Origin of the sequence: Pseudomonas sp. SJZ080, assembly GCF_007828295.1 — a bacterium.
In the GTDB taxonomy this organism is placed as follows: Bacteria; Pseudomonadota; Gammaproteobacteria; order Pseudomonadales; family Pseudomonadaceae; genus Aquipseudomonas; species Aquipseudomonas migulae_A.
Genome location: NZ_VIUK01000022.1, coordinates 49,662 through 63,710, shown reverse-complemented (window position 1 = coordinate 63,710; position 14,049 = coordinate 49,662). Strand labels below are relative to the sequence as shown.

Annotated in this window: 10 protein-coding genes; 3 read left to right on the top strand and 7 right to left on the bottom strand. The window is 59.8% G+C overall.

What is annotated here, in order from left to right:
* Positions 1 to 46 precede the first annotated feature (46 nt).
* The 3 genes from FBY04_RS24430 to metE all read right to left on the bottom strand — a co-directional run bounded on the left by FBY04_RS24430 (position 47) and on the right by metE (position 5,307).
* A complete protein-coding gene (locus FBY04_RS24430; protein WP_084322681.1) occupies positions 47 to 712 on the bottom strand; it encodes a DsbA family oxidoreductase in 666 nt (221 codons plus the stop codon).
* A 1,004-nt stretch (positions 713 to 1,716) separates the two neighbouring features.
* Positions 1,717 to 2,751 (bottom strand): alpha/beta fold hydrolase, encoded by a 1,035-nt coding sequence (locus FBY04_RS24420; RefSeq protein WP_084323015.1) that lies wholly within the window; start codon positions 2,749 to 2,751, stop codon positions 1,717 to 1,719.
* Positions 2,752 to 2,994: 243 nt separating this feature from the next.
* Complete coding sequence (gene metE / locus FBY04_RS24415; RefSeq protein WP_145317457.1) at positions 2,995 to 5,307, bottom strand: 5-methyltetrahydropteroyltriglutamate--homocysteine S-methyltransferase; 2,313 nt, start codon at positions 5,305 to 5,307, stop codon at positions 2,995 to 2,997.
* Between the two features lie 107 nt (positions 5,308 to 5,414).
* On the opposite strand from metE, the gene metR reads away from it, so the two are divergent.
* Positions 5,415 to 6,332 carry a transcriptional regulator MetR gene (metR, locus tag FBY04_RS24410; protein ID WP_084323017.1) on the top strand — a complete coding sequence of 306 codons (918 nt, stop codon included), beginning with the start codon at positions 5,415 to 5,417 and terminating at the stop codon, positions 6,330 to 6,332.
* Between the two features lie 116 nt (positions 6,333 to 6,448).
* Here the strand turns inward: metR and FBY04_RS24405 are convergent, their stop codons facing one another.
* The 4 genes from FBY04_RS24405 to FBY04_RS24390 all read right to left on the bottom strand — a co-directional run bounded on the left by FBY04_RS24405 (position 6,449) and on the right by FBY04_RS24390 (position 9,628).
* Positions 6,449 to 6,946 (bottom strand): GNAT family N-acetyltransferase, encoded by a 498-nt coding sequence (locus tag FBY04_RS24405; RefSeq protein ID WP_084323018.1) that lies wholly within the window; start codon positions 6,944 to 6,946, stop codon positions 6,449 to 6,451.
* A gap of 2 nt (positions 6,947 to 6,948) precedes the next feature.
* On the bottom strand, positions 6,949 to 7,587 hold the full coding sequence (locus FBY04_RS24400; RefSeq protein WP_145317454.1) for a LysE family translocator: 639 nt from the start codon (positions 7,585 to 7,587) through the stop codon (positions 6,949 to 6,951).
* A 24-nt stretch (positions 7,588 to 7,611) separates the two neighbouring features.
* Complete coding sequence (locus tag FBY04_RS24395; RefSeq protein WP_084323020.1) at positions 7,612 to 8,046, bottom strand: NUDIX domain-containing protein; 435 nt, start codon at positions 8,044 to 8,046, stop codon at positions 7,612 to 7,614.
* Between the two features lie 202 nt (positions 8,047 to 8,248).
* The gene (locus FBY04_RS24390) at positions 8,249 to 9,628 is read right to left on the bottom strand and encodes an HD domain-containing phosphohydrolase (RefSeq protein ID WP_084323021.1); all 1,380 of its coding nucleotides are present in this window, start codon (positions 9,626 to 9,628) and stop codon (positions 8,249 to 8,251) included.
* Positions 9,629 to 9,886: 258 nt separating this feature from the next.
* Between FBY04_RS24390 and FBY04_RS24385 the strand changes: the two genes are divergently transcribed.
* Positions 9,887 to 12,151 carry an EAL domain-containing protein gene (locus FBY04_RS24385; protein WP_145317539.1) on the top strand — a complete coding sequence of 755 codons (2,265 nt, stop codon included), beginning with the start codon at positions 9,887 to 9,889 and terminating at the stop codon, positions 12,149 to 12,151.
* Positions 12,148 to 14,022 (top strand): bifunctional diguanylate cyclase/phosphodiesterase, encoded by a 1,875-nt coding sequence (locus FBY04_RS24380; RefSeq protein WP_145317451.1) that lies wholly within the window; start codon positions 12,148 to 12,150, stop codon positions 14,020 to 14,022. Before FBY04_RS24385 ends, FBY04_RS24380 begins: the two co-directional genes overlap by 4 nt.
* Positions 14,023 to 14,049 lie beyond the last annotated feature (27 nt).

The following is a 14,049-nucleotide window of genomic DNA, read 5'->3' as shown; positions in this document are numbered from 1 at the left end:
AACCCATAGTGGCACATTGATATATTTCTATTCAACTGCGATCCGATCAGCTGACCATGCCGCCCTTCGCTTCGCTCATGATCTGCCGAATCGCCCCGACAAAGGTTTCCACCGGTTGCCCGCCGCTGACTGCGTACTGTCCGTTGAAAACAACAGTCGGCACCGAACTGACGCCACGGGACAGCCACAACTGCTCTTCCTCGCGCACCTCCCTGGCGAACTCGTCCGACGCCAGGATCGCTTCGGCCCGCTGCCGGTCCAGACCAACGCTTTGCGCGATCTGCGCCAACTGACCGGGGTCGGAAGGATTGCCGCCGTCGGTGAAATACGCCTTGAACAGCGCCTCCTTCAGATTGAACTGCAACCCTTCCAGCCCCGCCCAGTACAACAAGCGGTGAGCATCGAAAGTGTTGTAGATGCGGCTGTTGCCATCGGTGCGAAAGGCAAACCCGACTTCGGCCCCGCGTGCGCGAATCATCTCGCGGTTCTTTTGCGATTGCTCCGGGGTCGAACCGTATTTCTCGGTGATGTGTTCAGTGATGTTCTGCCCTTCCGGGCTCATCTTTGGATTCAGCTCGAACGGCTGGAAACGGATTTCGGCCTGGACTTCGTCCCCCAGCAAATCCAGAGCGCGCGTCAGGCCGTACAGACCGACGACGCACCAAGGGCAAGACACGTCGCTGACGAAATCGATCTTCAGGGGAGCACTCATCACACACCTCGCAGGCTGAACACAGGCTGGAAATGACGAACGATATACCGGTGGAAGCGGGATTGTGCGAGTCCGCGGTGTAGGTCTGCAAGAGATAGGTCGGCTGTGAGGTCGCTATCGCCAGCAAGCTGGCTCCTACAAGATCAGCGTATAGCCGCGAGAATAGATTGGCTGGCAGGCCGTCATCGCCAGCAAGCCCGCTCCCACAAGATCAGCGTATTTCCGCGAGAACAGGTCGGCTGTGAGGCCGCCATCGCCAGCAAGCCGGCTCCTACAAGGTCAGCGTATGTCGGCGAGAACAGGTGGGCTGGCAGACCGTCTTCGCGAGCAAGCCCGCTCCCACAAGATCAGCGTATATCCGAGAGAACAGGCCGGCTGTGAGGCCGCCATCGCCAGCAAGCCGGCTCCTACAAGATCAGCGTATAGCCGCGAGAATAGATTGGCTGGCAGGCCGCCATCGCCAGCAAGCCGGCTCCTGCGAGGTCTGCGTATAGTCGCGAGAACAGGTGGGTTGGCAGGGCGCCTTCGCCAGCAAGCCGGCTCCTGCGAGGTCTGCGTATAGTCGCGAGAACAGGTGGGTTGGCAGGCCGCCATCGCCAGCAAGCCGGCGCCTACAAAAGCAGATCGGCGTACACCGCTTCTCACCACTCATCAGGCCGAGCGTTAGCTCGCCTGCAGCTCTTGATCTTGATCCACCCGCCCCTTCGGGAGGCTGAGTGGAGGTGTTCATCCGGGGAGTGGCGCGCAGCGCCGTTCGACGCAGTCGAACTCATCGCATGTAGGTGCCAGCGAAGCCAACCGGAGGGCGATGCCCCCGGATGAATGCCGGAGCGAAGGAACGCCGAGCCTTAGCGAGGGGCCGGACGCTCGGGGCGAGACCTTTTGGTTCCTTTTGGGGCGTTTGCCAAAAGGGACTCGCCGTAAGGGCGAAACCGCCAGCCGCCGTTACCGCAGGAACGGATATGTACTCGGTCAACAAAAGACAGTTCAGACGGATTGCGACGTTACAGAAGGTTATGTTCGACCCCAGGATCGATCTGCGCCCAATGCGAGGTGTCTTCACGATGAGCCTGCAAATAAGGCAACACAGCCGCAAGCAACGGCGCCTTGAACGCCTCCTGAAAACGATGGGCCAACCCGGGAATCAGCTTCAACTGACTACCATGAATATGCGCCGCCAAATGCACCCCATGCATCACCGGCAACAACGGATCGGCAGTGCCATGAACCACCAGCGTCGGCACCCGCAACTGATTGAGCAACGCCACCCGACTCGGCTCCGCGAGGATCGCCATGATCTGACGCTTCACGCCCTCAGGATTGAACGCCCGGTCATAGGACAGCGCCGCCTGATGCAACAATGCCTGCCGATCATCGCTCACCGTCGGACTGCCCAGCGCCGCGAGCAAGTCAGCCTGCTGCTCCAGCGCCACTTCACGATTCGGTGCGCCCCGGCGCGACAGCAATTGCACCAGCGCTGCGCTCGGCGCCGGCAAGCCTTCGGCGCCGGAGGTGGTCATGATCAACGTCAGACTCTCGATCCGCTGCGGCGCCATGGCCGCCATATGCTGGGCGATCATCCCCCCCATGCTCGCACCGAGCACATGAAATTGATCGACGTGCAATGCATCCATCAAACCCAGCGCATCGTCGGCCATATCCGTGAGGGAATACGGCGCGGAAACCGGCAAACCGAGTTTGTAGCGCAGCACTTCGAAAGTCAGATTGGCATCGACAGGCGCCTGTCGCCAAGTGGACAGGCCAACATCGCGATTGTCATAACGAATCACCCGAAAGCCCTGCTGACACAGCGCGACCACCACCTCGTCCGGCCAGTGAATCAACTGCCCGCCAAGGCCCATCACCAGCAGCAGTGCCGGATCCGAGGCACGGCCGATGCTCTGGTACGCGAGGCTCACCTGCGCCAGATCGACGTGTTCCGTCGCAACATTGACATCACATCGAGAAGCCGCAAAAGACGGCAGGCCGAACAACAACGCGGCCAGGAAAACCACTGTCGAAAAAAATCGTGCACACATGAAAAAACACCGAAACGCAGAACCCCAGTAGAGCGCGAGTCTGATGAAGTTTGATCAAGCGCGCTGCCACAGTTACGTGACAGTTTGATGAAGAGTGCTGAACGGTCATGTTCGAGACCGCGTTATCGTTCTTCGCGAGCAAGCCCGCTCCCACAGGATTCAGCCGTACACAAAATTTGTGATCGACATCGTACCTGTGGGAGCGGGCTTGCTCGCGATGGCGTCCGGACAGACGCCGCAGATTCAAGCCAACTGACTACGCAACTGCCGCGCCGCCGCCACCATGTTGACAAGAGCCGCTTCAGTTTCCGGCCAAGCCCGGGTCTTCAAACCGCAATCCGGATTCACCCACAACCGCTGCGCCGGAATCCTCTGCACGGCTTTACTCATCAACTTGACCATCTCCGCCGTGTCCGGCACCCGTGGCGAGTGAATGTCATACACCCCCGGGCCAATGTCGTTCGGGTAGTCGAACGCTTCGAAGGCCTCCAGCAATTCCATGTCCGAACGCGAGGTTTCGATGGTGATCACGTCCGCATCCATCGCCGCGATGGCCTCGATCACATCGTTGAATTCGCTGTAGCACATGTGGGTGTGGATCTGGGTTTCATCGCGCACACCGGACGCACTCAAGCGGAACGCTTCCACCGCCCAGTCCAGGTATTCCTGCCATTGCGCCCGACGCAGCGGCAAACCTTCGCGGAACGCCGCTTCGTCGATCTGCACGATCTTGATGCCAGCGTTTTCCAGGTCCACCACCTCGTCACGCAGGGCCAACGCCAACTGCTGCGCCTGGACTTTGCGCGAGACGTCTTCACGTGGGAACGACCACATCAGCATGGTCACCGGCCCGGTGAGCATGCCTTTCATGACCTTGTCGGTCAGGCTTTGCGCGTAGGTGATCCAGTCGACGGTCATGGCGACAGGACGGCTCAGGTCGCCGTAGATGATCGCCGGTTTCACGCAACGGGAACCGTAGCTCTGCACCCAGCCAAACCGAGTGAACAGGTAGCCGTCCAGTTGCTCGGCGAAGTACTCGACCATGTCGTTGCGCTCGGCTTCACCGTGCACCAGCACATCCAGCCCCAGACGCTCCTGGACTTGCACGGCGTGGCGGATTTCGCTGTGCATGGCGTCGGTGTAATCGTTGGCCGACAGCTTGCCTTGCTTGAACGCCTGACGCGCCAGACGGATCGAACCGGTCTGCGGGAACGAACCGATGGTGGTCGTCGGAAACGCCGGCAGCTTCAGCCGCGCACGTTGTTGCTCGATGCGCTTGGCAAACGGCGATTGGCGCTGGCTGTCGGCCGCACCGATGGCGTTGATGCGGGCTTGCACTTCAGGTTTATGGATACGCGGAGACTCGGCACGGCGGGCTTGAATCGCCCGGCTCTCGGCCAGTGCGGTTTGCACCTTGGGCGATTGCGGATCGTTAAGCGCATCACGCAGCACAGCGATTTCGCCACACTTCTGCACGGCAAACGCCAGCCAGCTTTTCAGTTCCGGATCGAGTTTGTCTTCACGCTCCAGGTCCACCGGGCTGTGCAGCAGCGAGCAGGAACTGCTGACCCACAGGTTGTCGCCAAAGCGTTCCTGGGCAAATTGCAGTTGTGCGAGCACTGGCTCCAGTTCGCAACGCCAGACATTGCGGCCGTTGACCAGACCCACCGAGAGAATCTTGTAGGTCGGCAGACGATCGAGCACGTGGAGCAGTTGGTCGGGGGCGCGCACCGCATCGATGTGCAAACCTTGTACTGGCAAACCGACGGCCAGACCGAGGTTGTCTTGCAGACCACTGAAATAGGTCGCCACCAGCTTTTTCAGCGGCGAATACTGGAGGATGTGGTAAGCGCGTTCGAAGGCGTTTTTCCATTCTTGCGGCAGATCGAGGGTCAGGATCGGCTCGTCGATCTGCACCCACTCCACGCCTTGGGCGGCGAGGCGGCCGAGGATTTCGCCGTAGATCGGCAGCAGGCGTTCCAGCAGGTCGAGTTTGTCGAAGTCGTTGCCTTTGGCCTTGCCCAGCCACAGGTAAGTCAGCGGGCCGATGATCACCGGTTTGACGTTGTGGCCCAGTGCCCTGGCTTCATCGACTTCGTCGAACAGCTGTTCCCAGCTCAGTTTGAACGGCTGGTCAGCAGTGAATTCCGGGACCAGGTAGTGGTAGTTGGTATCGAACCATTTGGTCAATTCCTGTGCATATTGCGCTTTGGTGTGTTCGCCGCCGCAGCAGGCTGCGGTAGCACCACGGGCCATGGCGAATAGCGTGTCCAGCGTCGGCAGGCCGTTGGCGTTTTTGGCACTGTCGAAACGCTCCGGGATCACACCGAAGGTCAGGGAATGGGTCAGCACCTGGTCATACCAGGCGAAGTCGCCGACCGGCAGCAGGTCGATGCCGGCGTCTTTCTGCAATTGCCAGTGGGTGGCACGCAGTTGGCGACCGACGCTTTTCAACGCGTCCTGATCGAGATCGCCCTTCCAGTAGGATTCGAGGGCTTTTTTCAATTCACGGTCAGCGCCGATGCGCGGAAAACCAAGTGTGTGGGCCAGAGCCATGGTGAGTTTCTCCCTGTAAAAGATGGCCCTATTGTCGACAGCCAACCCAACATGAGACAAACTCAACCTTTTCGTGTTGATCACAAGTTTTCCTCATGGAGCCTCCGGTGCTTGAAATCCGCCACTTGAAGACCCTGCACGCCTTGCGCGAAGCCGATAGCCTGGTCGATGCCGCCGACCGTCTGCACCTGACCCAATCGGCGCTGTCCCATCAGTTCAAAGAGCTGGAAGAGCGCATGGGCATGCCGTTGTTCGTGCGCAAGACCAAACCGGTGCGCTTCACCAGCGCCGGTTTGCGCCTGCTGCAACTGGCCGACGCCACCTTGCCGTTGCTGCGCGGTGCCGAGCGCGATATCGCGCGGCTGGCCGGTGGCACCGCAGGCCGTCTGCACATGGCAATCGAGTGTCACAGTTGCTTCCAGTGGCTGATGCCGACCATCGACCAGTTTCGCGATGCCTGGCCGGAAGTGGAACTGGACCTGGCGTCGGGTTTCTCCTTCGCCCCGCTGCCAGCCCTGGCCCGTGGGGATCTGGATCTGGTGGTGACCTCCGATCCGCTGGAAATCGCCGGCATCACGTATGTGCCGCTGTTCACTTATGAAGCGATGCTCGCGGTGGCCAATCAGCACCGTTTGGCGAGCAAGGCGTATATCGTTCCTGAAGATCTGCTTACGGAAACACTGATCACTTACCCGGTGGAGCGTGATCGGCTGGACATCTTCACCCGCTTCCTCGAACCGGCCGACATCGAACCGGCCCAGGTCCGCACCTCGGAGCTGACGGTGATGATGATGCAACTGGTGGCCAGCGGCCGTGGCGTGTGTGGCATGCCGCACTGGGCGCTGCATGAATACAGCTCACGGGGCTATGTGAAGGCCAAGCGGCTGGGTGAGAAAGGCTTGTTTGCGACGTTGTACGCGGGGATTCGCGCGGACATGCTGGATGCGCCGTACATGCGTGATTTTCTGCTGACGGCGAAGGACACATCGTTTTCCACGCTGGATGGGGTCAGCGCGGTCCGATAAAACAACACCGACCTGCAGGAGCCGGCTTGCTGGCGATAGCGATAGTCGGTCAACCTTTATGTGGCCGGATTAACCGCCATCGCCAGCAAGCCGGCTCCTAGAGGGTTGTGGTGGGTTCAGATCTCGCGCCACATGTGGATCTTGTCGAAGTAGTCTTCACCAACCCGCAGCGCCATCGGTTCCAGGCCAAACTGGATGAAGCCGCAACGCTGGTACAGGTTGAACGCCGCTTCGTTGCCCGCGGTGACGGTCAGTTGAACCAGCCTCAGGCCCTTGTGGGTTTGCGCCTCGGCCAACACCGTCTGCACCAGTTGATAACCGATCCCGCGCAAACGGACCTTACCGGACACATACATGCCAAACAGCGTCGCCTTGTGCCGGGCCTTTTCACGGGGTTCGAAGGCAAGGCCGACGATGCCCGCCAATTGCCCCTCCTCAAATGCGCCGAACACCACATCCAGCTTGCTGGTCAGGCGCGATTCCCACCAACTCAGCGGCATCGTCGCGCGTTCGCGCACGTTGGAGGTGAACGCCTGAGGGTGCAAGTCATAGGCTTCGAGCATCAACGCCCGATAGTCCAGGGCATGGCTGGCATCAAGCCGCTCAATCCACATGTTCACGCTACCCTTCGTTGCTCAAGCATCAGCCGCACCGCCAGCGCCGACAGGACAAACCCCATGAAGTAGCGTTGCATCGCCAGCCAGGTCGGGTTGTTGACGAACCAGGACGCGATGCTTGCCGCAAACACCGCGATCAACAGATTGACGCAGAAACTGACGCTGATCTGGGTCAAACCGAGAACCACGCTCTGAGTGAACACAGAGCCATGCTCAGGCGTGATGAACTGTGGAAACACTGACAGGTAGAACACGGCGATTTTCGGGTTCAGGGCACTGGTCAGAAACCCCATGGTGATCAGTTTGCGCGACGAATCCGCCGGTAACTGCTGCGCCTCGAACGGTGACCGCGCGCCCGGTTTGACCGCCTGCCAGGCCAGCCATATCAGGTACAGCGCACCGGCCCACTTCAACACTTCATAGGCCATTGGCACCGCCAGGAACACCGCCGTCAACCCCGCCGCTGCGGCGAACAGATGCACGAAGAATCCGGCGACCACACCGAGCAACGAGGTTACCCCGGCCCTGCGGCCCTGGCAGATCGAACGGGAGATCAGGTAGATCATGTTCGGCCCCGGCGTCAGTACCATCAGCAACGCGGCAGCGGCGAAAATCAGCAAGTCTTGAAGTGGAATCATGGGCAGTCCTTGGTCCGTGAATAATCAGGCGATCGCGGTCAGCGAGGCTCGATAAAACGGCAGGATCAGGTCTCGTGTCAATGGCGCCAGGGTGACATCGCCGTCGGTCGCCGGATCGATCCAGCATACCTCTTCGATTTCCGCTGCCGGGGACACGTCTGAATCAATCGTCAGCTGGAAGAGTTCGGCCTGTACGATAAATCCTGGCTCATTGGCGGCCGGTGCCGAGAATTGCCCCAGATAGATCGCGTGTGCCGGATCGATGACCAGTCCCAGCTCTTCGTCCAGCTCACGGGCCAGCGCGCAGGCCGGTTGTTCGTGGGCCTCGATCTTGCCACCCGGTTGCATGAAAGCCTCGGTGCCGCGCTTGCGAACCAGCAGGGTACGACCGTCGGGACCGATCAACAGGGCGGCGGCGATGCGGATGATGCGGGGTGAGGCGGGAGATGAAGAGGTCATGAACAAAGATTGGCCTTGGCTGAAAAGGCGCAAGGATCACATGAGTATCAGCGCGTCGTCACGCCGAAAAACATCTGGCAGAGCAGTGCTCACCTCTTGTAGGAGCGAGCTTGCTCGCGATGATCGTCAACGATAACGCTGTAGGCCTGGCAGCCCGCAGCGTTCTCTGGTTTTTCGCGAGCAAGCTCGCTCCGACAGGGGATCAGTGCAGCGCCGGGGAAGCCTGACCTGCCTCCAGGAGAGCGACCTCCACCTCCTCCGGCACCTTCACAAAAATGCTGTATTTCGCCCCCTCCATGGCTTCGAATGCGATCAGCTTATCCACCAGCGGTCCGTTCAACACCTTGCCGGCATTGAGCAGCAGCATGCCGTTGTCGGCATTGAGGTTGCGCGCCAGGATCATCCCCGGTGCCAATTCCCGAGTGGTCATGACCTTGACCGCCGGATCGGCCAACGACACATCGCTCAGGTAGGCGGCACACACCTGAATAAAGTCCTCCACCATCCCGGGGTCGTAGAGTTTTCCGGCATAGCTGCGGATATACACCAGCGCCTCATCACTGTTCATCTGCCGCTCCAGGATCAACCCGCGCTGCAACTCGATGAAATCCACCGCCAGTTTCAGCAACCGCGAACCGACGGGAATCGCCTCGCCCTTGAGTCGGTCGGGGAAACCGGTGCCGTCCCAACGCTCCTGATGGTGAAGAATCAGACGGGCGGCATCCTTCATCGGGTCGAGCGTCATCAACAGCGATTCGCTCTGCTTCGGGTAATTGCGATAACGCTCACGATCATTGTGATGCAACAGGTCCGCGGGGGCGGTCATCATGCTGTCGGTCCAGCTAAGCTTGCCGATGTTGTAGAGCGCCGCCGCCATGGTCAGGTCGCGACTGGTGCCTTCGTCCAGACCATGGAGCTTGCAGTACACCCGCACCAACTCGATGATCTGGCGGTTGGTCTGTTTGGCTGGCGGCATGCGCAGGTTGGCCAGCAGCGAGAACATCTCGGTGCCGGTGACGTAGCTGCGTTTGAGCTCTTCGTAGGCCAGGTCGAGCATGTCGGCGGTCTGTTGCAGTTCAGCGGTACGGGAGGCGACACGCTTGTCCAGGGTGATGTTGAGCAGCTTCAATTGCTGGTTCTGATCCCACGTTTCCTGGACCAGACGCAACCGTTCACGCTCGGAATGCTGATACGCGAGTGATTGTCGCAAAATCAGCAGCATTTCCTCATCGTGCCAGGGCTTGCTGATGTAACGGTGGATCTGCCCGTCATTGATGGCTTTAATAATGGCTGACGGATCGGCATAACCGGTCAGCATGATCCGGACGGTATCGGGATAAAGCTTGTGGATGTGCGCCAGCAGCGTGGCCCCGTCCATATTGGGCATCCGTGCATCGCTCATCACCAGATCTATGGGTTGTTGCGCCATGATTTCCAGGGCCTGGGCGCCGCTGGTGGCCAGCAGCACCTCGTACGGCTGGCCGCGTAACAGGCGACGCAGGCTGTTGAGGATGGATTCCTCATCATCGACCAGCAGCACCTTGGGTTTATCGGTGGACGTTGTGGGGAGTTGCTCTTCCATGGCATTACCTCAGGCTAAAACGGTACAGCATCATGTCGGGAACCGGGCAAACATCCCCTATTGCCGGATCCTGACCTACAGGCTAGATGATTTTCGCCCCGTCACCGCAATGATTCGTTTCAGTCAGTTGCGCGAAGTCGCTTCCGGGCGACTATGCTCAGTTCACTCGGATCCATAATCTGTACGTTCGGCCAGGTGGTCAGGGAAAAGGATGACCCTTATGAACACTGTGCATCTAACTGCTGCCGGTCCAGGGAAATTGCGATGAATACGCTGCTGGCGCGGACCAACCGGCGGATTCTCATCGTCGACGACACGGCTTCGATCCATGAGGACTTTATCAAGATCCTCAGCCCGCCCTCATCCGATGACGACAGCCTGACCAGTGCTGAACAAGCCCTGTTCGGCACGACAGTGACGGCCACACTTCAGTGTTTCGTACTCGATTCGGCATTCCAGGGCCTCGAAGCGCTGGACAAGGTCGAAACGGCGCTGGCCAACGACATGCCCTACGCAATGGCGTTCATCGACATGCGCATGCCACCGGGCTGGGATGGCCTGGAAACCATCGAACGCCTGTGGCAAGTCGACCCCAAGCTGCAAGTGGCGTTGTGCACGGCCTACTCCGACTACTCCTGGGAAGACATCGACGAACGCCTGGAGCTGGGCGACCGCCTGCTGATTCTCAAGAAGCCGTTCGATGCCATCGAAATTCGCCAGATGGCCAGCGCGCTGACCGCCAAGTGGCAGATGACCGAAGATGCGGCGCTGAAGATGTCGCTGCTCGAGCAAGCGGTCGAGGAGCGCACCCGGGAACTGTCCGATGCCAACATCATTGTGCAGAACAGCCCGACCATCCTGTATCGATTGCGGGGCGAGCCATCGTTTCCGTTGATGTACATCTCGCACAACATCACCAAATACGGTCATGTCGCGGCGAAACTGGTGGCCTCGGCCAATTGGGCCAAGGAGTTGATCCATCCCGAGGATCAATCGAAGGTCGACGCGGCCATGGCCCGGGTGCTGGACCGCCATGCCGCAGGCGCCTCCATCGAATTCCGGATGCGCACCGGCAACGGTGACTGGCGCTGGGTGGAAAACCGCTACATCCCGGTACGCGACGACGAAGGCCGCCTGCAGGAAGTCGAAGGCATCATCATCGACGTCACCGAACGCAAGGTGGCCGAGGAAAAAATCTTCCTGCTGGCACGCACCGACGGACTGACCGGGCTGGTCAACCGCGCCACGCTGATCGAGCGGCTGCACCAGGCCTTCGCCGCCGCACGTCGCGGCGCAACAGCATTCGCCATGTTTTATCTCGACCTGGACCACTTCAAACGTATCAACGACACCCTCGGTCACCCGGTGGGCGACTTGTTGCTGCAAGAAGTCGCCCGGCGCATCAAGGCCTGCGTGCGGGAAAACGATGTGGTCGCCCGTCTCGGCGGCGACGAGTTCGCGATCCTGCAACTGGACGTCAGCGACCCGACCCACTCTGCCGCCCTCGCCACCAAGGTCCGCGATGCACTTGTGCTGCCCTACTCCCTGGCCGGCAACGATATACGGGTATCGGTCAGCATCGGCATCAGCAGCTACAGCCCGACCATCACCAGCGCCGACGGCATGTTGACCCAGGCTGACATGGCGCTCTATCGCTCCAAGGAAAAGGGCCGCAACCAGTACCACTTCCACTCCGAGGAGATCAATCAGGAAGTGGTCGAACGCATGACCATCGCCAGCGAGTTGAGAGAGGCCATCGAGCACAATGAACTCGAACTGCGTTACTGGCCGGAAGTGGACCTGACCAGCGGCCAGATCCTCGGGATGGAAGCGCAGGTCACCTGGAATCACCGCGATCGTGGTTTGCTGGAAGCGCCGGCGTTTCTGCCTGCCGCCGAAAAGACCGGCACGATCATCGCACTCGGTCATTGGGTGCTGGATCGAGCCTGCCGGCAGATGCGCCAGTGGCGTGATGAGGGTGTCGCGCCACCGGTGATTGCGATCAAGCTGTCCCTGGCCCAGCTCAAGAGTGGTCCCGAACTGATCTATGACGTGCTGCGCACCACCGCGCGCTGGGAGCTCTGCGCCGGGGACCTGCGGTTCGACGTCACCGAAGCGACACTGGCCCAGACCAAATGGACCCACAACGACGTGTTGCCACGCTTGCGTGATCTGGGTGTGAAAATCGCCATCGACGACTTCGGCACCGAGTATTCCTCGTTCGATTACCTCAAGACCTATCAGGTCAATCACCTGAAACTCGCCCAGGCCTTCATCGACACAGCCGCTCACGATCCGTCCAGCGCCAACACCTTGCGCGCCATCATCAACTTCGCTCGGGACGTAGGGATCGGCATCATTGCCGAAGGTGTCGAAACCCAGGAACAGCGCAGTTCATTGATGGCCACCGGGTCACCGATGAACGCCCAGGGTTATTACTTCAGCAAGGCCGTCAGCAGCCAGCAGGCCGCCGAGCTGCTCAAAGCCGGGAGAATCATGCCATCCACGGAGGACAAGGGATGAAAGCGCCTTTCGTGCGGACCAACCGGCGCATCCTGATCGTCGACGACACGCCTTCGATTCATGAGGATTTCCGCAAGATCCTCGGCCCCGAAACCGAAGACGAACAGAGCCTGGCGGGCACTGAAGCAGCACTGTTCGGCACGCCGCAGAATGATCGGCAGACGTTCCAGCTCGACTCGGCCTTTCAGGGTCAGGAAGCCCTTGAGCTGGTCAAGCGTGCATTGGACGAAGGTCATCCTTACGCCCTTGTGTTTACTGACATGCGCATGCCTCCGGGCTGGGACGGGCTGGAGACCATTGAACAACTGTGGAAGGCCGATCCACACCTGCAAATCGCGTTGTGCACGGCGTATTCGGATTACACCTGGGAAGCCATGGCCGAACGGCTGGAGTTTGGCGACCAGATGCTGGTGCTGAAAAAACCTTTCGACAGCCTGGAAATCCGCCAGATGGCCAGCGCCCTGACCTGGAAATGGCAGATGGCCCAGGACGCGGCGATGAAGGTGCTGAGCCTGGAGCAAACCATCGAAGCGCGGGTTCACGAATTGCTCAAGGTGTCTCACCTGTTGCAGTACGACGTATTGACCGAGTTGCCCAACAGCACGTTGCTGGGTGACCGGCTGAACCAGTCACTGGCGTTGTCCCGACGACATGACAAGCAACTGGCGGTGATGTTTCTGGGGCTTGATCGCTTCAAGCGCATCAACAATGCGCTCGGCCATCCGGCCGGTGACGAAATGTTGAAACAGGTCAGCCGCAACCTGGTGGCTACCGTGCGCGAGTCCGATTCGGTGTTTCGTTACGGCTCCGACGAATTCGTGGTGATCCTCGCCGATATCCGCCATCCACAGCAGACAAAGGGCATCGCCGACAAACTCTTGAACGCTATTCGCGCGCCCCTGCACATCGCCGGACATGACCTGAGCGTGACCGCGAGCCTGGGCATCAGCATTTATCCCGATGACGGTTTCGACGCCATCGAGCTGATCAAGAAAGCCGAAACCGCGATGCGCAATATCAAGGAAAGCGGACCGAACGATTTCAGTTTTTTCATCGACGAAATGAACCAGCGCGCGCGCGATCACCAAAGCATCGAGACCGGCATTCGCCTGGCGCTGGAGCGCAATGAGTTTGTCCTGCACTACCAACCCAAACTGGATCTGGGCAACGGCCAGGTGGTCGGTGCCGAGGCCTTGATCCGCTGGCAAAAGCCGGGGCACGGCCTGGTCTATCCATCGGCGTTCATCGGGGTCGCCGAGGACAGCGGTCTGATCGTCCCGCTGAGCAAATGGGTGTTGGCCGAGGCCTGCCGACAAGCCTGTGCCTGGCAGGCCCTCGGGCTGCCAAAAATCTGCATGTCGGTGAACATGTCAGCCATCGATTTCCGTCAGCGTGACTTTGTCGATGGCATCGAACAGATCCTCGAACAGACAGGCCTGGAGCCGTCCTTGCTGGAGCTGGAAATCACCGAAGGCGTGTTGATGCAAAACATCGAGACCACCGTCAATTCCCTGAACCGGCTCAAGGCGATGGGTGTGCGTCTGGCCATCGATGACTTTGGCACCGGCTACTCCAGCCTGAGTTACTTGCAGCGCTTTCCGATCGACGTGCTGAAAATCGACCAGTCGTTCATTCGCGGCTTGAGCAAAGACAGCAACGACGCCGCCCTGGTCAGCGCCATCATCAGCCTGGGGCGCAGCCTCAAGCTGACCATCATCGCCGAAGGCGTGGAAACCCTCGAACAACTGAATTTCCTCAGGGCCCATCAATGCGAGGAAGGCCAGGGTTACTACTTCAGCAAAGCCGTGGAACCGGACAGCTTCGTCCAGTACCTGTGGTCCGTGAAACCGGCTCCATTTACCGCCACGTGAACGATGCGTAACGACACATGGGCTTTC